The organism is Ruegeria sp. G10, from assembly GCF_056533645.1.
In genome coordinates this window covers 14431-40268 of sequence record NZ_JBQFOQ010000008.1, presented here as the reverse complement: position 1 = coordinate 40268, position 25838 = coordinate 14431, and the positions used below count along the sequence as shown (strand labels likewise).

Annotated in this window: 27 protein-coding genes; 12 read left to right on the top strand and 15 right to left on the bottom strand. The window is 59.8% G+C overall.

Annotated elements, in window-relative coordinates:
- Positions 1-9: 9 nt before the first annotated feature.
- Positions 10-1191: a cytochrome P450 gene (locus ACR0KM_RS14120; RefSeq protein ID WP_480859540.1), complete on the top strand. Its 1182-nt coding sequence runs from the start codon at positions 10-12 to the stop codon at positions 1189-1191.
- A gap of 151 nt (positions 1192-1342) precedes the next feature.
- Here the strand turns inward: ACR0KM_RS14120 and ACR0KM_RS14115 are convergent, their stop codons facing one another.
- A complete protein-coding gene (locus ACR0KM_RS14115; protein ID WP_480821976.1) occupies positions 1343-1822 on the bottom strand; it encodes an Lrp/AsnC family transcriptional regulator in 480 nt (159 codons plus the stop codon).
- A 177-nt stretch (positions 1823-1999) separates the two neighbouring features.
- Between ACR0KM_RS14115 and ACR0KM_RS14110 the strand changes: the two genes are divergently transcribed.
- The 6 genes from ACR0KM_RS14110 to infC all read left to right on the top strand — a co-directional run bounded on the left by ACR0KM_RS14110 (position 2000) and on the right by infC (position 6860).
- On the top strand, positions 2000-2314 hold the full coding sequence (locus ACR0KM_RS14110; RefSeq protein WP_480821974.1) for a DUF2849 domain-containing protein: 315 nt from the start codon (positions 2000-2002) through the stop codon (positions 2312-2314).
- 63 nt (positions 2315-2377) lie between these two features.
- Positions 2378-4042, top strand: a complete 1665-nt coding sequence (locus ACR0KM_RS14105; protein WP_480859518.1) for a nitrite/sulfite reductase — start codon at positions 2378-2380, stop codon at positions 4040-4042.
- Entirely contained in the window at positions 4032-4793 is a 762-nt protein-coding gene (locus tag ACR0KM_RS14100) for a phosphoadenylyl-sulfate reductase (protein ID WP_480859520.1), read from the top strand. The genes ACR0KM_RS14105 and ACR0KM_RS14100 overlap by 11 nt, the downstream gene beginning before the upstream one ends.
- Positions 4790-5197 carry a DUF934 domain-containing protein gene (locus ACR0KM_RS14095; protein ID WP_480859522.1) on the top strand — a complete coding sequence of 136 codons (408 nt, stop codon included), beginning with the start codon at positions 4790-4792 and terminating at the stop codon, positions 5195-5197. The genes ACR0KM_RS14100 and ACR0KM_RS14095 overlap by 4 nt, the downstream gene beginning before the upstream one ends.
- A gap of 105 nt (positions 5198-5302) precedes the next feature.
- Positions 5303-6154 carry a ferredoxin--NADP reductase gene (locus tag ACR0KM_RS14090; protein ID WP_480821966.1) on the top strand — a complete coding sequence of 284 codons (852 nt, stop codon included), beginning with the start codon at positions 5303-5305 and terminating at the stop codon, positions 6152-6154.
- Between the two features lie 115 nt (positions 6155-6269).
- Entirely contained in the window at positions 6270-6860 is a 591-nt protein-coding gene (infC, locus tag ACR0KM_RS14085; RefSeq protein ID WP_480822411.1) for a translation initiation factor IF-3, read from the top strand.
- Between the two features lie 52 nt (positions 6861-6912).
- On the opposite strand, the gene ACR0KM_RS14080 is transcribed toward infC, so the two are convergent.
- From ACR0KM_RS14080 to ACR0KM_RS14070, 3 genes are all read right to left on the bottom strand, one after another.
- The gene (locus ACR0KM_RS14080; protein ID WP_480821964.1) at positions 6913-7299 is read right to left on the bottom strand and encodes a hypothetical protein; all 387 of its coding nucleotides are present in this window, start codon (positions 7297-7299) and stop codon (positions 6913-6915) included.
- Between the two features lie 77 nt (positions 7300-7376).
- A complete protein-coding gene (locus ACR0KM_RS14075; RefSeq protein ID WP_480859524.1) occupies positions 7377-8693 on the bottom strand; it encodes an aspartate aminotransferase family protein in 1317 nt (438 codons plus the stop codon).
- Entirely contained in the window at positions 8690-9463 is a 774-nt protein-coding gene (locus ACR0KM_RS14070) for a beta-keto acid cleavage family enzyme (protein WP_480859526.1), read from the bottom strand. The genes ACR0KM_RS14075 and ACR0KM_RS14070 overlap by 4 nt, the downstream gene beginning before the upstream one ends.
- Positions 9464-9552: 89 nt before the next feature.
- Here ACR0KM_RS14070 and ACR0KM_RS14065 point away from each other — a divergent pair, with 89 nt between their 5' ends.
- The gene (locus ACR0KM_RS14065; RefSeq protein ID WP_480821958.1) at positions 9553-10452 is read left to right on the top strand and encodes a MurR/RpiR family transcriptional regulator; all 900 of its coding nucleotides are present in this window, start codon (positions 9553-9555) and stop codon (positions 10450-10452) included.
- A 46-nt stretch (positions 10453-10498) separates the two neighbouring features.
- Here the strand turns inward: ACR0KM_RS14065 and ACR0KM_RS14060 are convergent, their stop codons facing one another.
- The 5 genes from ACR0KM_RS14060 to ACR0KM_RS14040 all read right to left on the bottom strand — a co-directional run bounded on the left by ACR0KM_RS14060 (position 10499) and on the right by ACR0KM_RS14040 (position 16406).
- Positions 10499-11290 (bottom strand): FAD binding domain-containing protein, encoded by a 792-nt coding sequence (locus ACR0KM_RS14060; RefSeq protein WP_480859528.1) that lies wholly within the window; start codon positions 11288-11290, stop codon positions 10499-10501.
- A gap of 96 nt (positions 11291-11386) precedes the next feature.
- Positions 11387-13747 (bottom strand): xanthine dehydrogenase family protein molybdopterin-binding subunit, encoded by a 2361-nt coding sequence (locus ACR0KM_RS14055; RefSeq protein WP_480861639.1) that lies wholly within the window; start codon positions 13745-13747, stop codon positions 11387-11389.
- 51 nt (positions 13748-13798) lie between these two features.
- Complete coding sequence (locus tag ACR0KM_RS14050; RefSeq protein ID WP_480821952.1) at positions 13799-14284, bottom strand: (2Fe-2S)-binding protein; 486 nt, start codon at positions 14282-14284, stop codon at positions 13799-13801.
- Positions 14285-14439: 155 nt separating this feature from the next.
- A complete protein-coding gene (locus ACR0KM_RS14045; protein WP_480861637.1) occupies positions 14440-15441 on the bottom strand; it encodes a molybdopterin-binding protein in 1002 nt (333 codons plus the stop codon).
- Positions 15438-16406, bottom strand: coding sequence for an XdhC family protein (locus ACR0KM_RS14040; RefSeq protein WP_480861635.1), 969 nt, complete (start codon positions 16404-16406; stop codon positions 15438-15440). The genes ACR0KM_RS14045 and ACR0KM_RS14040 overlap by 4 nt, the downstream gene beginning before the upstream one ends.
- Positions 16407-16613: 207 nt before the next feature.
- On the opposite strand from ACR0KM_RS14040, the gene ACR0KM_RS14035 reads away from it, so the two are divergent.
- Positions 16614-17114 carry a hypothetical protein gene (locus ACR0KM_RS14035; protein ID WP_480861633.1) on the top strand — a complete coding sequence of 167 codons (501 nt, stop codon included), beginning with the start codon at positions 16614-16616 and terminating at the stop codon, positions 17112-17114.
- On the opposite strand, the gene ACR0KM_RS14030 is transcribed toward ACR0KM_RS14035, so the two are convergent.
- Entirely contained in the window at positions 17115-18374 is a 1260-nt protein-coding gene (locus ACR0KM_RS14030; RefSeq protein WP_480861631.1) for a vWA domain-containing protein, read from the bottom strand. It abuts the gene before it with no gap.
- A gap of 58 nt (positions 18375-18432) precedes the next feature.
- The gene (locus tag ACR0KM_RS14025; RefSeq protein ID WP_480861629.1) at positions 18433-19341 is read right to left on the bottom strand and encodes an AAA family ATPase; all 909 of its coding nucleotides are present in this window, start codon (positions 19339-19341) and stop codon (positions 18433-18435) included.
- 136 nt (positions 19342-19477) lie between these two features.
- Here ACR0KM_RS14025 and pyrC point away from each other — a divergent pair, with 136 nt between their 5' ends.
- Positions 19478-20515, top strand: coding sequence for a dihydroorotase (gene pyrC, locus ACR0KM_RS14020; protein ID WP_480861627.1), 1038 nt, complete (start codon positions 19478-19480; stop codon positions 20513-20515).
- On the opposite strand, the gene ACR0KM_RS14015 is transcribed toward pyrC, so the two are convergent.
- Complete coding sequence (locus tag ACR0KM_RS14015; protein WP_480861625.1) at positions 20512-21807, bottom strand: MmgE/PrpD family protein; 1296 nt, start codon at positions 21805-21807, stop codon at positions 20512-20514. The two genes, pyrC and ACR0KM_RS14015, sit on opposite strands and share 4 nt — an antisense overlap.
- Before the next feature lie 38 nt (positions 21808-21845).
- Positions 21846-22289 carry a type II toxin-antitoxin system RatA family toxin gene (locus ACR0KM_RS14010; protein ID WP_480861623.1) on the bottom strand — a complete coding sequence of 148 codons (444 nt, stop codon included), beginning with the start codon at positions 22287-22289 and terminating at the stop codon, positions 21846-21848.
- 72 nt (positions 22290-22361) lie between these two features.
- On the opposite strand from ACR0KM_RS14010, the gene hpt reads away from it, so the two are divergent.
- The gene (hpt, locus tag ACR0KM_RS14005; protein ID WP_480861621.1) at positions 22362-22901 is read left to right on the top strand and encodes a hypoxanthine phosphoribosyltransferase; all 540 of its coding nucleotides are present in this window, start codon (positions 22362-22364) and stop codon (positions 22899-22901) included.
- A 13-nt stretch (positions 22902-22914) separates the two neighbouring features.
- Here hpt and ACR0KM_RS14000 read toward each other — a convergent pair whose 3' ends face one another.
- Both ACR0KM_RS14000 and lipA read right to left on the bottom strand, forming a co-directional pair.
- The gene (locus ACR0KM_RS14000; protein WP_480861619.1) at positions 22915-24060 is read right to left on the bottom strand and encodes an amidohydrolase; all 1146 of its coding nucleotides are present in this window, start codon (positions 24058-24060) and stop codon (positions 22915-22917) included.
- Positions 24057-25007, bottom strand: coding sequence for a lipoyl synthase (lipA, locus tag ACR0KM_RS13995; protein WP_480821930.1), 951 nt, complete (start codon positions 25005-25007; stop codon positions 24057-24059). The genes ACR0KM_RS14000 and lipA overlap by 4 nt, the downstream gene beginning before the upstream one ends.
- A 265-nt stretch (positions 25008-25272) precedes the next feature.
- On the opposite strand from lipA, the gene ACR0KM_RS13990 reads away from it, so the two are divergent.
- A complete protein-coding gene (locus ACR0KM_RS13990; protein WP_480821928.1) occupies positions 25273-25821 on the top strand; it encodes a redoxin family protein in 549 nt (182 codons plus the stop codon).
- Positions 25822-25838 lie beyond the last annotated feature (17 nt).

Genomic DNA, 25838 nt, shown 5'->3' with positions numbered 1-25838 from the left:
CTGCGCATCATGAAGACACTGTCACAATCCCCGACCGAGCCCGGCTTCGTCCAAAACCCCTATCCCTTCTACGATACCGCGCGAGAATACGGCGATCTTTTCTTCTGGGAGGACTACGAGATGGTTGCAGCTGTCTCGCACCGGGCGGTACAGGCGCTGCTGAAAGATCGGCGCTTCGGGCGCGAGATGCCACCCGAACTGGTCCAACCCGACCCCGAGCACCTCGCGCCATGGCGCGCGGTCGAAGCTCATTCGATGCTCGAGCTCGAGCCGCCACGCCATACCCGTCTGCGCGCACTGGTGCTGCGGGCGTTCACATCTCGCGCCATCGCAGCCCTTACTCCCGCGATCGAAACCTTGTGCCACGATTTGATCGACAAATTCCCTTCCGACCAATTCGATCTGCTGCCAGCCTATTGCACACAAGTGCCGGTGCAGACGATTTGCCGGCTGCTGGGCGCCCCCGAACACATGGCACCGCAACTCCTGGAGTGGTCGCACGCCATGGTCGCGATGTATCAGGCTGGCCGCACCTATCAGACCGAGCATGCCGCAGCGCGCGCAGCGGCTGAGTTCACGGATTTCATCGAAGGGTATATCACAACGCGCCGCCACGACCGGCGCGACGATCTGATCACCCGGTTGATAGCAGCCGAGGCGCAAGGCGAAAAGCTCTCGCACCAGGAACTCGTCGCGACCTGCATCCTGCTGCTCAATGCGGGTCATGAAGCGACTGTTCATGCCATCGGCAACGGCATCAAAACAATCCTGTCGACCCACGCGCAGGACACACCGAAACCAAATGACATGACGGACACGGCAGTCGAAGAACTCCTGCGCTTCGACCCGCCACTGCATATGTTCACACGATACGCCTACGAAACTGTGGAAGCTTTCGGACATCGGTTTGCACGCGGCGACAAGGTTGCATTGCTTCTGGGTGCTGCCAACCGTGATCCGATGATCTGGAATGCACCTGACGTCTTTGATCCGACCAGGCCGGTAAAAGCAAATAGCAGCTTCGGCGGAGGACTCCATTTCTGTGTCGGCGCCCCGCTAGCGCGCCTCGAAATCGGAACTGCACTGCGAATCCTGCTCAACAGATGTCCGCAATTGAGCCTTGCAGAAGCACCTTCCTATTCGAACAGCTATCACTTCCATTGCCTGAGCGCGCTGCATGTGCGCATCTAGAGCCTCAAAATCGCGCTGGTCGCGCGATGCCTCCGGCGGGGATATTTAGAGCCAGATGAAGACTGGATCCCCTGCTTCATCTGGCCAAAAATATCCCGGGGGAGGCGCGGCTTGCCGCGACGGGGGCAGCGCCCCCATCCTTTGCCAAAGTTCAGGCCGCGCCAGAGGAACCCAAAGGCAGCATTGTTGTCGACTTAATCTCCTCCATCGACAGCAACGCGGTTACGTTATGGACGCGGACCTCCGATATCAAAGCCTGATAAAACGCATCGTAGGCACGGGCATTTTTAACGCGGACCTTCAGAATATAGTCGATGTCACCTGCCAGCCTGTGCGCTTCTTGCACCTCAGGGCGATCCCGCAGGGCTTGCAGGAACTTCTTCTGCCAATCGGCCTCATGTTCGGACGTCCTGATCAGCACAAAGAAGGTCGCCTCGAATCCCAGAGCCTCGGCGTCCAGCAAGACGGTCTGCTGGCCGATCACACCTGCCCCTTTCAGTTTGCGAATGCGATTCCAAACCGGCGTTTTCGAACTGCCGACCCGAGCCGCAATTTCGTCCAATGATTGACTGGCATCCCGTTGCAACTCGGCCAGAATTTTCCTATCCGTGTCATCTATTCGCACCGACATTCCAATTTTTCCCTCAATGCAGAACGCTGATCTTCTAGTTCGCGAACATGCAGAATATCCGTTCTTATTTTATTCAACATATGGCGAATTGTCGGGAATATTTCCTATATTGCGGGTTAAGTCAAACACCTCCCACGGCATTGCCCTGATGCCTGCCAACAACAAGGACCTTGCCTGATGCCCCGCGCTTTTACACCCAAAGTGGTTACAGCCAATGACCTGCTGGAAGGTGATGTAATCTACCTGACCGAAGACGACCGTTGGTCGCGCAACTTGTCCGAGGCCGAGTTGATCACGGATGAGGCACACGCTCAGCTCCGCTTGCTGGATGCCGAACGCCAGGCCAACAAGATCGTCGGGGCCTATCTCGCTGACGCTTTAGCTGGCGATCATGGTCCCGAGCCTGCTCATTTCCGTGAAGATTTTCGCCGTACCGGCCCATCCAACTATGCCCACGGCAAACAGGAAACTTCCCCGCAGCCCCGAGCCTGATCTCAGGCTCTCTCCCACCTTCAAGGCCCTAAGGTTCGGGGCTGCAACTAAGGACAGCTCATCATGTATCGCTACTCCGAGTTCGACACCGCATTTTTGGCAGAACGCAATGCGCAATTCCGCGCACAGGTCGAGCGCCGCATTGACGGATCGCTGACCGAGGATGAATTCAAACCGCTGCGTCTGATGAACGGGCTGTACCTGCAACTGCACGCCTACATGCTGCGCGTTGCTATTCCCTATGGCACGCTGTCCAGCGCGCAGATGCGCCAACTGGCCCTGCTGGCCGAGAAGTGGGACAAGGGTTACGGCCACTTCACCACCCGTCAGAACATCCAGTACAACTGGCCCAAGCTGAAAGACGTGCCGGATATGCTGGACGCGCTGGCCGAGGTTGGTATGCACGCCATCCAGACCTCGGGCAATACCATCCGCAACGTGACCGCCGACCACTTCGCCGGTGCCGCCGCGGATGAAGTCGCCGATCCGCGCCCCTATGCTGAATTGCTGCGCCAATGGTCGACCGATCACCCGGAATTCCAGTTCATGCCGCGTAAGTTCAAGATCGCCATCACCGGCAGCGAAAACGACCGTGCTGTGATCAAAGCGCATGACATCGGCCTACAACTGGTCGAGCGTGACGGCGTTCTGGGTGCCCGCGTCATCGTGGGTGGCGGTCTGGGCCGCACGCCGATGATCGGCAAAGAACTGTCCGACTTCGTCGCCTTTGACGATCTGCTGGCCTATCTTGAGGCCACCGTTTCCGTGTGGAACCAGATCGGTCGCCGTGACAACAAGTACAAGGCACGGATCAAGATCACCGTGCACGAACACGGCATCGACGCCATCCGCGCCAAGGTAAACGAGCGTTTCCTGCAGGTCCGCCCGCAGTTCAAAGGCGCCGACATGGCGCTGCTGGACGAGATCAAGGGTCACTTCGCTGCGCCCACCTTCCGCGAAGGTTCTGTTGCGTCGTTTGAAAGCGCCTATACCAACGATCCGGTCTTCCGCTCGTGGGTCGATACCAACATCGCGCCGCACAAGAACGCGGACCACGCGATCGTCACGATCTCGATCAAAAAGCACGGCGCAACACCCGGTGATGCAACCGCTGAGCAGATGCGCGTGATGGCTGATCTGGCCGAACAATTCGCCTATGACGAACTGCGCATCAGCCATGAGCAGAACGTGATCCTGCCGCATGTTCACAAATCGGACCTGCCCGCGATCCACGCGAAGCTGAAGGAATACCAACTGGCGACTGCCAATATCGGTCTGATCAGCGATATCATCGCCTGCCCCGGCATGGATTACTGCGCGCTAGCTACGGCACGCTCGATCCCCGTTGCACAGGAAATCGCGACCCGCTTTGACGATCTGAAGTTGGAGCACGATATCGGCCACCTCAAGATCAAGATCTCGGGCTGCATCAATGCCTGTGGGCACCACCACGTGGGCCATATCGGCATCCTTGGTCTGGATCGCGCAGGCGTCGAGAACTACCAGATCACGCTGGGCGGCGACGGGACGGAAACGGCGGCCATCGGCGATCGCACCGGTCCGGGCTTTGCCTATGATGAGATCGTTCCGGCGGTCGAGCGGATCGTGAACACCTATCTAGAACAGCGTGACAGCGCTGAGGAAGAGTTCCTGCAGACCTACCGCCGCGTCGGCATGGCTCCGTTCAAGGCAGCACTCTACCCCGAGGCTCGGGCGAATGCCGCTTGATCTGATCCAGACCGAACTGGGCCGGGATAGACGCGCACTGACCGAACAGGTCAACGCGCTAAATGCCCGGTTCCGGCACCACAGCGCGCATGACGTGATGCATGGTGCCATCGACGAGATCGAAGACCTCGCTTTGGTGTCCAGCTTCGGGGCGGAATCGGTGGTGCTGCTGCACATGGCCGCCGTTGTCGACAAGATGACGCCGGTGCTGTTCATCGACACCCAGATGCTGTTTACCGAGACGCTTGAGTATCAGCAAGAAGTCAGCGAGCGTTTGGGCCTGCGCAACGTCAAGATCATTCGCGCGGACGACGAAGAGGTGCAGCGCGAAGACCCCTACGGCGCGCTGCATTTGCGCGATACCGATGCCTGCTGCAACCTGCGCAAGACCTTTCCGCTACAACAGGCGCTGTCGGGCTATTGCGGCTGGATCAGCGGGCGCAAGCGGTTTCAGTCGGGCACCCGGGCAGCGCTTGAGTTTTTTGAGGTCGAGGACGGTACCGGCCGCGTCAAAGTCAATCCGCTGGCCCACTGGGCGCCCGAGGACGTGCGCGCCTATATGGAAGAAAACAACCTGCCCCGGCATCCGCTGGTGGCCAAAGGTTACCCCTCGATCGGTTGTGCGCCCTGCACCTCGCCGGTCAAAGAGGGCGAAGACCCACGCGCCGGGCGCTGGCGCGATCAGAACAAGGAAGAATGCGGCATCCATTTTGTAGACGGCAAGATGGTGCGCGTCGGAGAAAAATCATGAACGTAATCGTAACGGATGAGGGGTTCGCCCCCGATGACTGGACCGATGGCTATGTCACCCTTGAGGACGCAGCTAATGATGTCGTTTCACTGGACGTGACCTCGGACACTGATCCGGATGAACTGATTGATCGGCTGGGCAGCGCCCAGATGGTGCGGGTGGACTTTCCCTCGTCCGCCGATGGGCGTGGTTTCACCATCGCTCGCGTTTTGCGGCTGAAAGGTTACACCGGTCGTCTGCGCGCCAAGGGGCACGTTCTGGCTGACCAATATGCCATGGCGCGTCGCAGCGGCTTTGACGAGGTCGAGATCGACCATGCGCTGGCCAATCGCCAGCCGGAAGATCAGTGGCTTGCACGTGCAAACTGGCAAGACAACAACTATCAGGCCCGCCTGCGCGGCTGACACAAACTGCGCAAGCTTTCACGACATAGGGGCAATCTGCCCCTTTTCGTGACTTGGATCAAAGATTAAACGGAGATGTCGGTTTAGCAGACCGGTAGTGAAACGATGACAGAGATGAAGCCCGTGACCGAAGCAACTGCCGTCAAGGCCCCCGTTCTGCCCGATGCCCAGACCGTAACGGACGTCAAGCATTGGACCGAAAGCCTGTTTTCCTTCAAGGTCACGCGCCCGGCTTCGTTGCGCTTCCGTTCGGGCGAATTCGTCATGATCGGCCTGATGGGCGATCCTGATCCCAAAACCGGTCGCCAAAAGCCCTTGTTGCGCGCCTATTCCATCGCCTCGCCGTCCTGGGACGAAGAGCTGGAGTTCTACTCGATCAAGGTGCAGGACGGTCCGCTGACCTCAAAACTGCAACACATCAAACCCGGCGATCAGATCATCTTGCGGCCCAAGCCTGTTGGCACGCTGGTCCATGACGCCCTTCTGCCCGGTAAGCGCCTGTGGTTCTTCGCCACCGGCACCGGCTTTGCGCCATTCGCATCGCTGCTGCGCGAACCGCAGACCTACGAAGATTATGACGAGGTCATCATCACCCATACCTGCCGTGAGGTGGCCGAGTTGGAGTATGGCCGCCAGTTGATCGAGAGCGTCCGTCAGGATGAACTGCTGGCCGAACTGATCGGCGAAGGTTTCGCGGACAAGATCCGCTATTACCCGACCACGACGCGGGAAGAGAGCCCCAAGATGGGCCGCATCACCAACCTGTTGAAAGACGGCACAGTCTTTGCCGATCTGGGAATCGACGGCGGCATCAAACCCGAAACCGATCGTGCGATGGTGTGCGGCTCGCTGGCTTTCAACCTCGACATAAAGGAAATTCTTGAGGAGTACGGCCTGCGCGAAGGTGCAAATTCCGAACCCAAGGAGTTCGTGATCGAGAAGGCGTTTGTCGGTTGATCGGGTTTGTCGGTCCCGGCATTGAACGGCTGACCGGCAAAAACGACCGGAATTCATGGAAATTTCATGCGGCCTGCGATTTATGCCGCTTGAAACACCTGTCAGCCCGGTCTAAATTCCGGGCTCGAAATTCTGCAATTATCAAAGGAATGAACCCATAGCTCGCAGACCTCACAACGCGCCGCCACAAAGAGACACCGGACCGCGCGTCAATGACAGAATCCGTGCCCCCGAAATCCGCCTGATTGGCGCTGACGGAGATAACGTCGGGGTGGTTCATCCCGCCAAAGCCATGCAACTTGCCGCCGAAGCCGGGCTCGACCTGGTCGAGATCTCGCCCAACGCGAACCCGCCGGTCTGCAAGATCATGGATTTTGGCAAGTTCAAGTACGAACAGCAGAAACGCGAAAGCGAAGCCCGCAAGAAGCAAAAGGTCATTGAGGTGAAAGAGGTCAAATTCCGACCAAACACCGACACACATGACTATGACGTCAAGATGAAGAACGTCTTCAAGTTTCTGGAAAAGGGCGACAAGGTCAAAGTCACTCTGCGCTTCCGTGGCCGCGAAATGGCGCACCAGAATCTGGGACGTGAGTTGCTGGAACGCGTGGCAGAAGACATCAAAGAGATCGGCAAGGTCGAGAACATGCCGAAAATGGAAGGCCGTCAGATGATCATGATGATCGGCCCTCTACCGCAGAAATAAGCGTTCATCTTAGCGCTTTCGAAGGCTCCGCCTCTCTGGCCGGGGCCTTTTTTCATGCCCGGCGGTGCTTGAACCACAGGAGCGCGTCCCGCATGTCAAACGCAAGCGAGATGACGTCGACCACAATCAACAGTATCAGTGCAACGCGATACGCGGGGTGCAGATCACCCCCGCTTTGCAGCACATGGACTGCCAGCGCCACCAATGGCACCCAACACAGGATGTGAGGTAACGCCATCGCCCGAGACATGCCACGCGCGGCCAGCATGATGGGTATGTTCAGCGCCATGCCCATGACCGCCAGCGCAGCGATCGCCCAGCCATAGGGTTGATCGACAAAAGCCAGCGGCATCAGGTTTACCGGTACGAGAATGACCGCGACCCAAGCCTGCACCCAAAGCGGCAAACCCCGGAAACTGGACCAGATATCTTGCACCATGCGTATGGCCTTTCGACGCCTTCAATAGGACAAACCTAAACAGTCAGGCCCACGCCGAAAGACCTGTCACGGCATTGTCAGATCACACGTGCCATCGCGCGCCCCAGTTTCGAGACCAATTCATCAATTTGCGCGTCTTCGATGATGAACGGAGGCGCCAGCAGGATGTGATCGCCCTGCCGCCCGTCGCGGGTGCCGGACATTGGGTAACAGATCAGCCCTTCGGCAAAGGCCGCTTTCTTGATCTTGCCTGCGACGCCAAGCGCCGGGTCAAACGGGGCCTTCGTCTCGCGATCCGCAACCAGTTCCAGCCCGCGAAACAGGCCACGCCCGCGGATATCCCCAACATTCGGATGCTGACCAAAGGCCGCGATCAGGGCCGACTGCAGTTTCTCACCCATCTGCCCCGCATGCGCAGGCAGGTCCTTTTTAGTCAGTTCTGTCACAACCGCCAGAGCCGCCGCCGTCGCGACCGGGTGGCCGATATAGGTATGGCCATGCTGGAAAAACCCCGTCCCATCCCGGATCGCGTCGTAGATCCGGCCCGCACACAACATCGCACCGATCGGCTGATATCCAGCCCCCAAGCCCTTGGCGATACACAGAATATCGGGCACGACGCCATCATGGTCGCAAGCAAACAGATGCCCGGTACGCCCCATTCCACACATCACCTCGTCCAGAATCAGCAACACGCCGTACTGGTCACAAATCTCGCGAATCCGGCTGAAATACCCCTCGACCGCCGGAACCGCACCGAGCGTTGCGCCGACCACAGGTTCGGCCATGAACGCCATCACCGTCTCGGGACCCAGACGCAGAATTTCGGTCTCAAGTTCATTGGCGACACGCTGACCATAGTCAAAGCTGCTCTCTTCATCGGGCTTCTCGGCATATTCATAACAGGGCGCGATATGCGTCATCTCGATCAGCATTGGCGCAAATTGCGCCCGTCGCCACGCATTGCCCCCGGCGGACAGAGCGCCCAGAGTGTTGCCATGATAGCTCTGCCGACGTGCGATAACGAGACGACGCTCGGGCTGACCGGTCTCCAGAAAATATTGCCGCGCCAGTTTGATCGCAGCCTCGGTCGCCTCGGATCCGCCCGACACGAAGTAAACCCGATCTAAATCGCCCGGAGCATTCTGGATGAGCAGATCGGCCAACGCCTCAGCGGGTTCTGAAGTCATGAAACCGGTATGCGCAAACGCGATCTGCCCAACCTGGTCCTGCACAGCTTTGATCACCGCGTCATTGGAATGGCCCAAGCACGACACCGCCGCATCGCCGCAATCCAGATAACGCCGACCGTCCCCATCAATCAGATAACACCCGTCCCCCGCTACGGCGACAGGCAGTTCGGATTTCGTATGACGCGGAAAAATATGGCTCATTTTTCGATCCTCTTAAGCTGCGAGACCAGCGCCGACACCGAGGCAGCATTGTCTATCCAATCGGTCCCATCCCCACGAGTCAGGCTGTTTTCAAACCCCACCCGGACATCACCACCGCGCTGCGCAGCATACTCCAGACATAGATGTTCCTGTCGACCAAAAGCGCAGACCATCCATCGATCCGGGCAGTCCGGGAATCTGTCCAGATCGCTGGGCAGCGATTGCTGACCAGTGGCGTACCGACCAAGCACCAAAAGACGGTCGGACTGATTTTCGCCCACGATTCCAGATCCTTGCCAACGCACCAAAAGCGCGGCGTCTGCCGAATCGTACAGGATATGCTGAACCCGTGTCCCCTGATCGGCGCACAGCGCATAGACCCTGGAGGCCAGTTCGGGCGATCGTGCAATCTCGCGCACTGCGATCGACACCCAGTCCGGGCGCACCAGACGCAAACACTCCAACTGCGCAGGCACATCATATAGCCCCGCGGATTCGGTGGTGATCTGAACGTCCATCTGCGGCACCACGCGCCGCAATTCGCTCATCGTCTCAAGGTACAGACCCGCATCCAGCGAATGCGCTCCGGCGCTGTCGCGCACATGCAGATGTAATCCATGCGCGCCGGCGGTGGCACAGGCCTGTGCCGTACCAACGATTTCATCCGTTGTGACAGGCAGCGCCGGATGATCCGCCCGCCCCCGGCGCGCGCCGCTCGGCGCAACCAGCACATAAGGCCGCTCTTCGCCTCTGGAAAAGACTTCAGGCATATTCGTATCCCATACAGTTGGCGCCCGGTTTATCCCGCACCTTGGTGTTTTCAATTTCATTTTTTCATAACATATGTTTTCTTCTTACCATGCAAAACACACCTGCCTTTCTGACGCAGCGCCTGCGTCGCGAAATCGACTCTCTACCGCGACAAATGCAGGCCGCTGCGAAATACATCATCGACCATCCCGGAGACTTCGGGCTCGACCCTATCCGCGACACAGCGCGACAAATCGGCGTAAGCTCGAACGTGTTGGTCCGGCTCGCGCAGCGGATGGGGTTCGACAGTTTCGACGCCTTCCGCAAACCCTTCCGCCAGACACTGGTCACCGACCGCGAAGATCGTCTTGGACAGGACTGGCTGGATCACATGCGTGCACAAGATGCCCTCAGCGCAGCCCAGGCGGGATACGCCCAGAACGAACTGAACGTAGTGACCCGGTCGCTGCGACTGATGGAGCCGGCCGTGGTTGAACGTGCGCTGGACCTTATGCTGTCCGCAAATCGCTGTTTCATTACGGCGACCCGCGCCAGCTATGCATTGGCCTATTACTTTCACTATGCAGGGCGGATGGCGCATCCTGGCTTTCAACTGATCCCAAGGCACATGGGCACCGCGATCGATGACTTGCTCGATGCAGATTCAAGCGATTGTCTGTTCGCGTTGACGGTTCAGCCCTACTCGGCAGACACGATCCGGGCCCTCCGTTTTGCCCGTGACCGGGGCACTCGAATTGTGCTTCTGTCAGACAGCAAGATCATCGCGCCGGGCGTAGACCCCGATCTTGTCCTGCAGGTCAGCACTCGCACGCAACATCATCTCACAAGTTTTACCGGCGCCATGGCCGTGCTTGAATGTCTGCTGGGTCATCTCTTTGCCGCCGGTGGACACGCCGCGCGTGACCGGGTCGAGCGCCACCAGAAGGCCCGCGAAGACACCGGCGCCTATTGGCAACCCTCAAAACCACCCAGAATTCGCAACACATAAAAAAAGCCCCGGAGAACCGGGGCTTTTGAGCTTGTTGTTTCTTTGATTACGAACAGGCTTCGACAGCGCGTTTCGTCATGACACTGACAAGATGAGCACGGTAATCCTTGCTGCCATGCAGGTCGGCGATCATGTTCATCGGATTGATATGCAGCCCCATGAGCGCATCCGGGCGGAACTCCTTGCTCAGCGCCGCCTCTGCTTCGGACCACCGGAACACGCCGTCTTCGCTGGCACCGGTGACAGCGACACGGACACCATCCGCAAAGCGCGCCACGTACACACCAACCAAGGCAAAGCGCGACGCAGGCTGCAAGAACTTCTGATAGCTCGCCGCCTGTGGCACCGGGAACCGGACCGAGGTGATGATCTCGCCCTCATCCAGTGCGGTCGCGAACATGCCCTCAAAGAAGTCATCCGCCGCGATCTGCCGCGCGTTGGTCACGATAGTCGCACCCGAGCCCAGAACCCCCGCCGGATAACAGGCCGCCGGATCATTGTTGGCCACCGACCCGCCAATGGTGCCGCGGTTGCGCACCGCCGGATCACCGATCTGACCCGCCAGCGCCGCCAGCGCCGGATAAGCGCTCGCCGCTTCGCGCGCCACGGTGGCATGAGTCGTCGCTCCACCAATCGCGACCGAGCCGTCATCTTCGATACAGACACCCTGCATCTCAGCAATCCCGCTCACGCTGACCAGCACCGACGGCGCCGCCAATCGCTGCTTCAGCGTTGGGATCAGTGTCTGACCACCCCCCAACGCCTGCGCATCCTCAGCCCCCAATGCGGCAACCGCATCCGCAATGTTCGAGGGCTTCTCAAACTCGAAACTGTACATTTCGCATTTCCTTTCCGAAGAACACGGATCCGTTCTTCATCTGGCTATAAATATCCCGGGGGTCCGGGGGCTGGCCCCCGGTCCGCCCTCTCCAACTCAGCTATTCATCGCCGCCCAGACGCGCGAAGGGCTCATCGGCATGTCGATGTGATCCACCGCCTTGCCGCCCGAATTCAGCGCATCCAGCACCGCATTGACCACAGCCGGCGGTGAGCCAATGGCCCCGGCCTCACCACAGCCCTTCACACCCAACGGGTTATGCGTGCAGGGCGTCTGGCTGGAATGATCCACGCCGTAGAAGGGCACATCATCGGCGCGCGGCATGGCGTAATCCATGAAGGACGCACTCAGCAACTGGCCATTCTCGTCATAGGCGCAGTTCTCCAGCAGCGCCTGACCGATGCCCTGACCAATACCGCCATGCACCTGACCATCCACGATCATCGGATTGACGATGTTGCCAAAGTCATCGGCCGCCGTGAAGGCCTCGATACTGACCTGACCGGTCTCGGGGTCAACCTCGACCTCGCAGGCATAAGCGCCCGAGGGGAAGGTGAAGTTGGCCGGGTCGTAAAACGCGGTCTCCTCCAGCCCCGGCTCCACTTCCAGCGGGAAGTTATGCGGCACATAGGCCGTCAGGGTCACATCGCCCCAGGCCACCGACTTGTCGGTGCCTGCCACGCTGAACTGACCGTCCTTCAGCTCGATATCCGCCTCGGAGGCCTCCAGCAGGTGGGCGGCGATCTTCTTGGCCTTGTCGATCACCTTCTCGGTCGCCTTGACCATGGCCGAACCACAAACGGCCAGCGAACGCGAGCCATAGGTGCCCATGCCAAACGGGATCTTCGAGGTGTCGCCATGCACGATCTCGACCATCGACTCGTCGATGCCGATCATGTCGGCCACAACCTGCGGGAAGGCGGTCTCATGCCCCTGCCCGTGGCTGTGCGCGCCGACCATGACACTGATCGAGCCGGTGGCGTTCACCCGCACGGTCGCCGCATCATAAAGACCCGCCCGGGCCCCCAGCATGCCAACGATGTTCGAGGGCGCAATGCCGCAGGCCTCAATATAGCAGTTGATGCCCAGGCCCCTCAGCTTGCCATTGGCCTCGCTTTGCGCCCGGCGGGCGGCAAAGCCTGCCAGATCGGCAGCAGCCTCCAGCTTGTCCATGGTCCCGTTGTAATCCCCGGTGTCATAGGTCAGTGCCACCGGCGTGTCATAAGGGAACTGGGTGACAAAGTTCTGACGGCGAAGCGCAATCGGATCGACGCCCAGCTCACGCGCGGCCTTGTCCACCACGCGTTCCAACTGGAACGTCGCCTCGGGCCGGCCCGCACCGCGATAGGCATCCACCGGCACCGTGTTCGTGAACATCGCCTTCACATTCACCTGAATGACCGGCGTCTTGTAGTTGCCTGCCATCAGCGTGCCGTGCAGCCATGTGGGCACGGAGCTGGAGAAGGTCGACAGATACGCCCCAAGGTTCGCGTAGGTATTGGTCCGCAACCCGATGAAGTTATTGTCTGCATCCAGCGCCAGTTCGATTTTGCTGACATGATCCCGGCCATGGGCGTCCGACATGAACGCCTCGGACCGGCTCGAGGTCCACTTCACAGGCCGGTTGCAGGCCTTGGCGGCGAAGGTACAGAACGCCTCCTCCGCATAGTGGAAGATCTTGGTGCCAAAACCGCCACCCACATCCGGGGCCACCACGCGGACCTTATGCTCGGGCAGGCCCAGAACAAAGGCGCACATCAGCAGGCGGATCACATGCGGGTTCTGCGAGGTCGTATAAAGCGTGTACTCATCCGTGCCACGCTTGTACTCACCCACCGCCACGCGCGGCTCCATCGGGTTGGCGACCAGACGGTTGTTCACCAGATCCAGCGTGGTCACATGGGCCGCATTCGCGAAGACCTCGTTGACCTTGGCATCATCGGCCTCACCCAGCTGCCAGTCATAGCAGATGTTGTTCTTCAGATCGTCATGGACCAGCGTTGCGCCCTCTTGTGCGGCGGCCTTCATGTCCATCACTGCGGGCAGTTCTTCGATGTCCACCTCGATCGCCTCGGCCGCGTCGCGCGCCTGTTCCAGGCTATCGGCCACAACGGCGGCAATGGGATCGCCCACATGGCGCACCTTGCCCTGGGCCAGAATGGGGTGCGGCGGCTCCTGCATCGGCGCGCCGTGCTTGTCCGTCACCTCCCAGCCGCAGGGCATGCCGCCCACGCCTTCGAAATCCTTGCCGGTGAACACCTTGACCACGCCGGGCATCGCCTCAGCCGCTGATGTATCTACGCTTTTCAAACGTCCATGCGCGATATCCGAGCGCAGGAAATGGACATAGGCCTGTCCGGCCACGTTGATGTCGTCGGTATAATTGCCAGCTCCGGTCAGAAAGCGTACGTCCTCGCGCCGCTTGGAACTGGCTCCGATGCCACTGTCTTTGGGCATTGCTTGTTCTCCTCCCTGGAAAAGAATTTTCGTCGAAAATTCTTACCCGCCTTATTCGGCGGCGATGCTTGAAACGTCCTGACCCGAAGCGGCCATGATCGCCTTGACGATGTTATGATAGCCCGTGCAACGGCACAGGTTGCCTTCCAGATATTTCCGGATCTCAGCCTCGGTCGGTCGCGGATTGTCCTTCAGCAGCGCCGCCGCACTCATCACCATGCCCGGCGTACAGAACCCGCATTGCAGACCGTGGTGATCCTGAAACGCCTGCTGGATCGTGTTCAGCGTCCCATCCTCAGCCGCCTGACCCTCAATCGTTCCAACCTCAGCCCCGTCGGCCTCAAGCGCCAGCATGTTGCAGGACTTCACCGCCTCGCCATTTACGTGCACAACGCACGCCCCACATTGCGCCGTGTCACAGCCAACATGCGTTCCCGTCAAAGACAGATGATCCCGCAGAAAGCTGGACAGCAGCGTCCGACCTTCCACGTCACCGCTAACGGCACGCCCGTTCACGGTCATTGAGACCTGTGTCATGAATTCCTCCCTATTTGGTATTTTCCCTTTGCATCCGAGTTAAACACGGGAAATTTTGTTTGAGAACAAAAATATTTGCCCGATTTTCCGCCGCATCCGACGTTTAGCCGCCAAATAATGTGGCCCGCAGGAACCGAAGCAAAAATGCCGTTACGTCACTTCACTTTGGCCGCACGCGGCTGGGGCCTGCTGGGGATTTCTTTCAGCAAGCCGCCAACCCCCATCGCGGCAATATCGGCGCCGGTGGTTTCAATCCCACAGGCCACGCGGGACAGAACCCAGTCCGCCCCGTTGAGCGCAGGTGACCGGGCGCAACCGGGCAGTCCGATGACAGGGCTGCCCAACAGCTCCCCAAGAAACAACAGGTTGCCGGGGTCAACTGGCATACCGAATCTGTCGACCTGTCCCCCTGCCTGTCGCACCGCCGCGGGCGCCACGTCGTTCTCGTCCGACGTGGCCGAGCCGGTCAGGATCATCGCAACCTCGCCCTGCAACGACGAAAGCACATAAGCAAGATCGTCCGTCCGGTGCGGCACGATCTGCACATCGGTCAATTCCATTCCCAGCGCCTCGACCCGGCCCCGAATCGCGGCGATCCCTTTGTCGTTCGGCGGACCTCCGGGGATATCGGTCACGATCAACCCGGCCGAGCGGTATGTCGGCGCGGCCAGCCGAACCGCGCCGCGCGCCAAATCGGCTGCGCGCTGCACGTCCGCCAGCGGCACAGCGTATGAGATCACCTTGATCGTCGCAACCATGCCACCCGCGGCCATCTGCTGATATTGCGGCACGGTCGCAACCGTGATCATAGGGTGCACCTGATTGAACTGCTGCACCGACTCGACGTCCAGAACGACAACCCCTGGCCCGTCAGCCAACAGATTAACCCGCCCTGTAAAAGCCTTCGTCACACGCAGGTTGGCCCCGTCAGGATCGGGGGCCAGCGCCGCCGCCAGTATCGTTGCGGCTTCGTCTTCGTGGCAGTCTCCGGGCTCTGGCCGGGCGACAATGATCTCTGTCAGCCCCGCCTGACCAAGCGTCGCGATATGCGCGTCCGTCAGAGTGATCCCCTTGCGCAACTTCTGGTCTCCGGCCTTGACCGAATGGGCCAGAATGGCACCATTCGCCTCAGACAGAGAGACCGGGCCGAACTTCACGCTTTGCCTCGCAGCACGGCGGTCATCTGGGCCAGAATGGCAACCGCAATTTCCGACGGGCTGGCCGCGCCGATATCAAGGCCAACTGGGCCGTGAATGCGTCCGATCTGGGCATCCGAGAAGCCGGCCTGCTTCATACGATCAACACGCTTGGCATGGGTCCGCGTCGATCCGAGCGCGCCAATATAGAATACTCCGGCATCCAACGCCGCCTGCAGTGCGGGATCATCCAGCTTGGGGTCATGTGTCAGCAACACCAGTGCGGTCCGCGCGTCCAGACCCAGCTTGGCCACGGCCTCATCCGGCCAATCGGTCAGAATGGTCTCGCCGGGGAACCGGGCGTCCGAGGCGAAGGCCTCACGCGGATCGATGATAGCCGGATCATACCCGGCGATCCGGGCCATCGGCACAAGCGCCTGAGCGATATGCACCGCGCCCACCACGATCAGGCGGAGTGGCGGATTGTGCACCGCCACAAAGGTCTGTGCATCTTCCTCGAACCCGGACCGGTCCATTCGCAACCGATCTGTATAGGCGTTACGGCGCAGCGCACGGTGGCCGGTTTCGACATTCACCTCATAGGCCAGAGGCTCGCGCCGGGCACGGGCGGCGACGAGTTCTGCCAGCATGGGCTCGGGCAAAACCTGCCCGATGGGTTCGACCAGAACCCGGATGGTACCGCCGCAGGCCAGCCCGACGGCAAAGGCGTCCTCATCACTGACGCCGAATTCCAGCAAGCGCGCCTCGCCCTCGTCAATCGCCTCCAGTGCCTCGACGATCACCGCGCCTTCGACACATCCGCCCGATACCGAGCCCTCGATCCGGCCGTCCCCCGCAATGACCAGCTGCGCGCCGACACGGCGCGGTGCGCTGCCCCAGGTTTCGACCACAGTGGCAAGCGCGGCCTTTTTACCGTCTCTATACCACTTCAGTGCTGTTTCGGGGCTGTTGTCGAATCGTTCCATGCAGACCTCCGCGCCCTGTTCGCGTTCAACATAGTTAGCTTTGCGGCAATGAAAAGCGGTCAAAGGGAAGAGTTTCCGGCGCTAACAAGCCGATTTTGCGATCACATTCGCAAACTATTGATTGTCCCCGTCCCAACTTCTAGCTTGCGCCCATCATCGGGCCTATCCCGGTGTATCCCCTTCATTTTTCAAAGCGGAGACACAGAGTTGAAACGCATTCTTGCACTCGCATCGTTGATCGGTCTGACGGCTGCCAGCACCGGTTGGGCAGATACCTATTTGAAATACGGCGAGGTCGAAGGCTGGAAGGTCTTCATTGACGAAACCAAGAAGTCGTGCCTGATCGAGGCTGTCGACGATGACGAAAACGTCGTGCAGATGGGCCTGACCGAAGATCGTGGCGTGGGCTATGTGGGCGTGTTCACCAAAGCCAAGACCGATATCAAAGCCGGTGAGACCGAAGCCGTGGCCATCCTGTTGGGCGACAATATCTATGTGGGTGAAGCCACCGGTATGAAAGGCAACATCACCAAGGGTTATTCCGGCGGCTATGTCCTGTCCGATGATCCTCAATTCGCGGAAGACATTGCCAAAAAGCACGTCATGGTGGTGTTTCCGGAAAAAGAGTTTGCCTTCACCGTCGATCTGACGGGCACCTACAAGGCCATGGAAATGGCGCGGAAGTGCAACGAAGACCAGCTTTCGTAATCATCCTTCGGAAAGCGCGGCCATCAGCCGTGCTTTCTGTCCCTGATCGTCGGGCTGGGAAATCACGTTCGCCAGATCTTCGAGCGACGCAATCGAGTGCCCGGCGCGGAAGCTGTCGACATGGGGCAGCATGGTTCTGACCCCCTGCGCCTTGGGGGCAAACCCGTCCCAGCGCAACAGCGGGTTTAGCCAGATCAGACGTTTTGAGGACAGGTGGAGGCGCTCTATTTCCTTCTCCAACTGGTCTGGTGCCCCGCGTTCCAGACCATCGGTAATCAGCAGGACAACCGCGCCCTGCCCCATCACGCGGCGAGACCAATCGCGGTTGAACTGGTGCAGGCAGTCTCCGATTCTTGTGCCGCCCTCCCAATCCTGTGCCTCAGCCCCTGCGGCGGACAGAGCGGCATCGACGTCGCGCTGGTGAAGATGTCGGGTGATGTTGGTCAGCCGTGTGCCGAACGTGAAGGCATGCACCTTTGCCCATCCCGCACCTTTGGTGTTCGAAACGGTGTGCAGAAAATGCAGGATCACGCGACTGTACTGGCTCATCGATCCCGAAATATCGCACAGCGCTACAAGGTTCGGCCAACGCGGTTTGGGTTTGCGCAGAGCGATCTGATGCAGCTCGCCCCCTTGCCGCATGGCCGCGCGCAGCGTGCGCGCACGGTCGATCCGGTTGCCCAGATGGCTGGCCTGCGCGCGGCGCGAGGCGATCGGTTTGACCGGCAAGCTCAACCGTGCCAGCAGCCGCTTGGCTTGTGCCATCTCGTCTGTGCTCATCTGCTCGAAATCGAGGTTGCGCAGGCGTTCTTCGGACGACGCTGTTTGGGTCGCGTCGATCTCGATCTCTGTCTCGCCCTCTTGTTCGTGCAACTCGGGCTGCTGCTGTTCAACACCATCCAGCAGTGCCTCGGCGGCGCGTTTTTCGCCGGCATCGGCCTTGCGCTCCTCCTGCACGCCGCGAATGGCGGGTAGCATCATGGCCATCATATGCTCCATGTAGCGCGGATCGCGCCAGTAGAGGCGGAAGACCTGAGCGAAGACTGTGCGATGCTCGGGGCGATTTACAAAACAGGCGTGCAGGGTCCAGTAGAAATCCTGTTTCTTCGTGAACCCTGCCGCTTCGACGGCGCGGATCGCATCCACGACACGACCGGGGCCGATGGGCAGACCCGCCTTGCGCAACGCGCGGGCGAAATGGGTGATATTTTGTGCCAGCTTGGGATGGTCGGGGATATTCAGGGGAAGGTCTTCGGCCATCAGTCGTCATGGGGGCGCTGCCCCCAAACCCCCGGAGTATTTAGGAAAAGATGAAGCATCAGGCGGGTTCGAGGGTGGCTTTGGCTTCGTCGAGGATGCGTTTGGCTTCGGACCCCTGCAGTTTCTGGATGTCGTCCTGATATTTGAGGATCGCGCCCAGCGTGTCGCCGATGACTTCGGGGCTGAGGTTAATCACGTCAAGCGCCAACAGGCATTTGGCCCAGTCGATGGTTTCGGCCACGCCGGGCTTTTTGAACAGGTCTTCGGTGCGCAGGCGCTGGACGAAGGCGACGACCTCTCGGCTGAGGGCCTCAGCGGCTTCGGGGGCGCGGGCGTGGAGGATTTTGATCTCGCGGTTGAAGTCTGGGTAGTCAACCCAGTGGTAGAGGCAGCGGCGTTTGAGGGCGTCATGGACTTCGCGCGTGCGGTTGGAGGTCAGGATGACGACGGGGGGCTCTGGCGCTTTGACGGTGCCGAGTTCGGGGATGGTAACCTGAAAATCGCTGAGCGCTTCGAGCAGGAAGGCCTCGAATGGTTCATCCGTGCGGTCCAGCTCGTCGATCAGCAGGACGGGAGCCCCGTTTTCGTCAGGGCGCATCGCCTGAAGCAATGGGCGTTCGATCAGATAGTCGTCGGAGAAAAGTTCAGTTTGCAGGGCCATGCGGTCCGCCCCGCCCGAGGCCTCGGCAGTGCGGATTGCAACCATCTGCGCCGGGAAGTTCCATTCGTAGACAGCAGAGGATGCATCGAGGCCTTCATAGCACTGCAGGCGGATCAGGCGGCGGTTCAGACCAGCGGCAAGCGCTTTGGCAATTTCGGTCTTTCCGACGCCGGCCTCGCCTTCGAGAAACAGAGGTCGCCCCAGTTTTAGCGACAGGAACACGACTGTCGCCAGCGCGCGTCCGCAGACATAGCCCTGAGCGCTCAGGGTTTCCTGCACGGCATCGATGGAGTTTGGTTGCGTCATGATGTCCCCTCAATCGCTGCGCCCAACAGGTCATGGCAACGTGCGCGCGTCAAGACCAAGGCATCTGCGGGATTTACGACGATCTGGTCTGTTGACAAGGCTTTTCCCTTAGAACCGGCTGTGGTAGCCGGGGGCCATGACCGATACGCTCACGATCCGCCGTCCCGACGACTGGCATCTGCACCTGCGCGATGGCGCGATGTTGCAGGCCGTCTTGCCCGAAACCGCGCGCCATTTCGCCCGTGCGATCATCATGCCGAATCTCGTGCCGCCCGTTGTGCGCGGCGATCAGGCTGCCGCGTACCGCGACCGGATCATGGCCGCGTTGCCGGATGGCATGGAATTCGAGCCGCTGATGACGCTGTATCTGACCGAAGACACCGATGCCGAAGATCTCGCCGCCGCGCACGCAAGCGGTCTGGTCAAGGCGGTTAAGCTGTACCCGGCGGGGGCGACGACAAATTCGCATTCAGGTGTGCGCGATTTCGACAAAGTGCGCCCGGTACTTGAGAAGATGGCCGAGATCGGCCTGCCCCTGTGCGTGCATGGCGAGGTCACGGATGCCGAGATCGACATTTTCGACCGTGAGGCCGTGTTCATCGACCGTGTTCTGGATCCGATCCGCAGGGCAACGCCGGGTCTGCGCGTGGTGATGGAGCATATCACGACGTCGAACGGCGTAGACTACGTCAAAGCCAATGAGACCGATTTGGGCGCGACGATCACAGCGCATCACCTGATCATCAACCGCAACCATATTTTGGTGGGCGGGATCAAACCGCATTACTACTGCCTTCCCGTCGCCAAGCGCGAGGAGCATCGGCTGGCCTTGCTGTCCGCCGCGACCTCGGGGGATGCGCGGTATTTTCTGGGCACGGACAGCGCGCCGCATACGGATGACAACAAGGAAATGGCCTGTGGTTGTGCCGGTTGTTTCACGGCGACCAACACCATGTCACTGGTGGCCGAAATGTTCGACCGCGAAGGCGCGCTGGACAAACTGGAAGGTTTTGTGTCGCTCCACGGTCCTGCGTTCTATGGGATGCCGGTGAATGACGAGACCATCACCCTGACCAAAGGCGATCCGGTCGCTTACCCGTCCAAGATCGAAACCGGGGATGGTCCGGTGACCGTGTTTGATCCGGGCTTTCCGCTGCACTGGCGCGTCGTCTAGTCGGACAGCCTGCCGGCCAAATCTGTTGCGCGCCCGCCGGTGCGCAGCATGGACCAGATTGCATCAGCATCCTCCTGTCCGATCAGCTTGCCAGCCTTTGCCCTCACACGGTCCTCTCGATCCGCAAGAGACATTGGAGCCAAAAGATCATGGTCGGCCTCAAGCCGCGCCCCATCGCGGCGCAGCAGCGACAGATGGGCCTGCGTTTCAGACAGACCGTCATCGGCTGCGACGGTGATCCGGTCTCGTAAAGATTTCAGACGCGGGTCGGCGCAGATTTTGTCGGAATAGCTGACCGGAAGCGCGGTGTCATAGCCCAGCGATTGCATAGCCAACACCGTGCGATAGGAAAACTTCGCCCCTAATCCGGTTTTGGGGTCCAGCTGATTGCAGACGCTCATCCAGCGGGGATGGGTCTTGACCTTGACCTCGGCCACTTCGGGTTCGGCGATGTCGAGGGCGCGCGCGGCCTCGAGCGCCGCGTGCAGACCATGGCAGCAGGCGTGGAACTTATGGCTGACGGTTTCGAACAGCCATTCAGCGCCCAGATTTGACAAAGCACTTTCTGTATCGTCCGCACTCAGATGCGTGGCCCCGAACCCGTAAGGCCCCTCAAGGGCCTCGGCGTTGGCGAGAAATCCTTTCCGGATCAGTACTGCCGCTTCTACCCCGTTCGATGCGGCCAACCCCGCATTGTAGGGTTTTCCCATCGTCCCGAACTGCGCCTTTTGACCGGACGCACGGGTGGCAGTCAGACCAAGAAGCATGCGCATCTGGGCGGCGTCAAAGCCCATGATGCGCCCGGACGCAACCGCTGCCCCAAAGGCACCCGCCGTTGCGGTCTGATGGAATCCCGCCTGATAGTGCCCGCGCCCCAACCACAGCCCTATGCGGATCGAGATTTCCATGCCGATCAGCGCCGCTTCGAGGAAATCGACGAGCGGGCGGTCCTCCCACGCGGCAACGGCCAGCGCCGCGGGCAAAACCGCAACCGAAGGATGGCCAATATGGGCGAAATGCGTGTCATCATAGTCCAGCGCATGGGAAATTGTGCCATTCGCAAGCGCTGCGGCACGCAAGGGCACGGCGCCGCCGCCGAACAAACGCGCCTGCTCACTACCACCTTCGGACAGCACCATTTGCCGGATAATGCGCGAGACCGGTTCCTCGGCCCCAGCCCGCCCGACGGCCAGCCAATCCAGAACGGACAGAGAGGTCACGATGCGGGCTTGCTTCGTGGTGGAAACGGGGCCTGCGGCAAAATCTGCAAGGGCAGTGGTCAGATCGGTCATGCAGCGCAGTCTAGCGCGCGCCGCCCGGTCGTAAAGGCTTAGCCATAAAGGTCGGCGGCGCGCTGTTCAAAGGCGCGCACGATACGATGCATGGCTTCGTTGAACACGACGCCGATGATGCCCTGCAGCACCGCGTTCTTGAACTCGAAATCAACGTGGAACGAGACGTTGCAGCCGTCAGCCGTATCCTCGAACTGCCAGTCCGAGCGCATGTATTTGAAGGGGCCGTCCAGATATTCAGTATCGATCCGCTTCTGCGCGTCAAACAGGGTCACACGGCTGCCAAAACGTTCGCGGAACACTTTGAACGAGATCACCAGATCCGCCTCCATCACCTTGCCCTCGCCCGCCTGATAGGTGCGGCGGATACGCGAGGCCGCACACCACGGCAGAAACTCCGGGTATTTCGCCACATCCGCGACCAGATCGTACATCTGTTGAGCGGTGTAAGGCAGCGGTCGGGTTTCCGAATGTGTTGGCATGGCGTCCGGGATTAACTGGTGACAATGGCGCGTGATTTCGTATGTTGCGCGCCAAAGATCAAGGGGGCAGCGATGAGCGACCGCGTATATGTGATAGATGAGATGATCTCGGCCAAAGCCATTGCCGCCCGGATCGAGGCGCTGTGCCGCGAGATCACCGATGAATTCGGCGGCACCGACAAGCTGATTGTCGTGGGCCTGCTGCGCGGCAGTTTCGTGTTCATCGCAGACCTCGTGCGCGAGCTTGACCTGCCCATCGAAGTCGATTTCCTTGAGGCATCTTCCTACGGCGACGCGATGGAAAGCAGTCGAGAGGTGCGCATTCTCAAAGACTTGCGGGGCGCAATTGAAGGGCGCGACGTGCTGGTGGTCGAGGACATCGTGGATACCGGCCATACCCTGAACCACGTCACCAACCTGCTGCAAAGTCGCAAACCTGCTCGGCTGAAATCCATCGCCTTGCTGGACAAACCCAGCCGCCGTGAGGTCGATTTCCGCTCGGATTGGATTGGATTTGAAATTCCGGATGAATTTGTCGTGGGCTATGGCATCGACTACGCGCAACGCAACCGCAACCTGCCCTTTATTGGCAAGGTGCGCTTTACCGAATGACCGCGCATGAAGATCAGGGCGCTAGCGCCTGTTCGATCGCAGATACAAAAATACCCGTTCCAATCGGTATTAGCGCATCCGGGAAGTCGTAATCCGGGTTGTGAAGCTGGGGGTGATCCGTGCCAGCGCCCAGCCAGAACATGGCCGATTTCGCCCCCTTGCCGAATTGCCCGAAATCCTCGGAAAATCGCTGCGGTGCGTCGACCAGGGCATGCGGTACAGCTTGCGTATCACAGGCCTTGGCTAATAAAGCCACCGCTTCCGCATCATTGACGCATGCCTCAAATACATCGTCATAGGTGATCTGTACTGACAGACCCTGCGCCTCGGCAATGGTTCCGGCCCTTTGTTCGGCCTCACCGATCAACCGATGCATCCGCGCATCGCCACCGGTGCGCAGCGTCACCCAAAGCTCGGCAGACCCCGGTGCAATGCCAAAAGTGGGCTCGCCCAATTGAGCATGGGTCACGGTGGTCAGAGCATAGTCCGCATCCAGATCACCACCCGATCCAAGACGCGCCAGTTCGGTCATCAGCTCGGATAACGCTTGTGCCGGAGACAGTCCATCCTGCGGCGCCGCAGCGTGAGAGGTCTTTCCGGTGAGCACAATACGCATCCCGCGCGACGCGCAGTTTGCCGCCCCGCTGCAGATCGCTACTGTTCCCAACTCCAACCCCGGCAAGTTGTGCAGTGAAAATACATAGTCAGGGGCGATGCCCGAAAATCTGGGGTCGCTGCGAAACGACCGGGCACCCTGTCCGGTTTCCTCGGCAGGTTGGAAGATCAGCACAACGCGCCCACGCTCGGGCCGTGCTTCACCCAGCATGAACGCCACGCCAAGCACCATCGCCATATGGCCATCATGCCCACATAAATGGCCTTTGCCCGGATATCGCGACGCGTAGGGCAAATCCGACAGCTCTTGAATAGGCAGCCCATCCAACTCGCACCGAATACCGACAGTCGGGCCGGGCTGGCCACTGTCATAGATCGCAGCCACACCATAGCCTCCAATCCCGGTCAGGACTGCATCAGGCCCACAGGCCTCCAACAGATTGGCGATGCTTGCGGCAGTGCCCCGCTCGGCGCCCGAGACCTCGGGCACCTGATGCAACTCATGGCGCTTTTCGATAAGCCAGCTTTGCAGCTCGGGGCTCACCCCTGCCCCAGCTTCTGCTGACGCGCCTCCCGCAGGCGGGCGAAGTCATCGCCGGCATGGTACGAGGACCGGGTCAGCGGTGTGGCAGAAACCATCAGGAAACCCTTGCCAAAGGCGGCTTTCTCATACGATGCGAATTCTTCCGGCGTCACAAAACGGTCAATGCCATGATGCTTGGGCGTCGGCTGCAGATACTGGCCGATGGTCAGGAAATCGATATCCGCCGCGCGCATATCGTCCATCACCTGACGCACTTCCTGTTCCTGCTCGCCCAACCCGACCATGATGCCCGATTTGGTGAAGATCGACGGGTCCATTTCCTTCACCCGCTGCAACAACCGCAACGAGTGGAAATAGCGCGCACCCGGACGCACCTGCGGATAAAGGCCGGGAACTGTTTCAAGGTTGTGGTTGAACACATCCGGCTTGGCCTCGACCACGGTTTCCAGAACCGCGGGATCACATTTCAGGAAATCCGGCGTCAGAATCTCAATCGTAGTTTTGGGAGAGCGGTGCCGCACAGCCCGGATCGTCTGAGCAAAATGCTCGGCCCCGCCATCTTCCAGATCATCGCGGTCGACCGAGGTGATGACGACATGGTTCAGCCCCAGTTTCTGCACCGCATGCGCAACGCGACCCGGCTCGAACGCGTCCAGCGCGTCGGGGCGACCGGTGGCGATGTTACAGAAGGTGCAACCACGGGTACAGATCTCGCCCATGATCATCATGGTGGCGTGGCCCTGGCTCCAGCATTCGCCAACATTGGGGCAACCGGCCTCTTCGCAGACAGTAACCAGGTTATTGTCGCGCATGATCTTGTGCGTATCGGCATAGCCGGCCCCACCGGGGGCCTTTACGCGAATCCACTTGGGCTTGCGCGGGGCTGCGTTGTCAGGCCGGTGCGCCTTTTCTGGGTGTCTTTGCTCGGGGATTTTCAGATCACGCACGGTTGGCTTTCCTGACTTTGGGTCAATTTGCTTTACCCATAACATAAACCGACTGTTCAGGTTACGCCAGCGGCGCATAGCCGCTATGCGTGCTTATTGTGTCGATGCAGAAAACATAGGCTACTGACTTTCATTTTTCATATTGTTTTCAAGCCAATTAACCAGCTTCAAGATATTTGGCATCTGCAGCATATCTATTGTTGAAGGTGATTTAGAATCGTTTTAACCCTCGCATCAAACATATGTGAATCACAGGAGTTTGATGATGAAGACCGGCGCAAAGCTGCCTGATGTAACCTTCCACACCCGCGTCCGTGATGAGGCCGTCGAAGGCCCGAATCCATTCCGCTGGGAAGACAAAACCACTGCAGATTACTTCGCGGGCAAGCGCGTCATCCTGTTCTCGCTGCCGGGTGCGTTCACGCCCACATGCTCGACCTACCAGCTGCCGGGTTTTGAGAACGGGTTTGCTGATTTCACTGCCAAAGGGATTGATGCGATCTATTGCATGTCGGTGAATGACAGCTTTGTCATGAACAAATGGGCCGCAGATCAGGGCCTGCAAAATGTCGCCGTAATCCCCGATGGCTCGGGCGAGTTCACCCGCAAGATGGGTATGCTGGTCGACAAGGACAATCTGGGCTTTGGCATGCGCTCGTGGCGCTACGCGGCAATCGTCAATGACGGTGTGGTCGAGGCATGGTTCGAAGAACCCGGCCTGATGGACAACTGCCCCGAAGACCCCTATGGCGTCTCTTCGCCCGAAAACCTGCTGAAGCATCTGAATGAGGCGCGCGAACCCGCGCTGGCCTGACCTGAAGGATGTTTCTA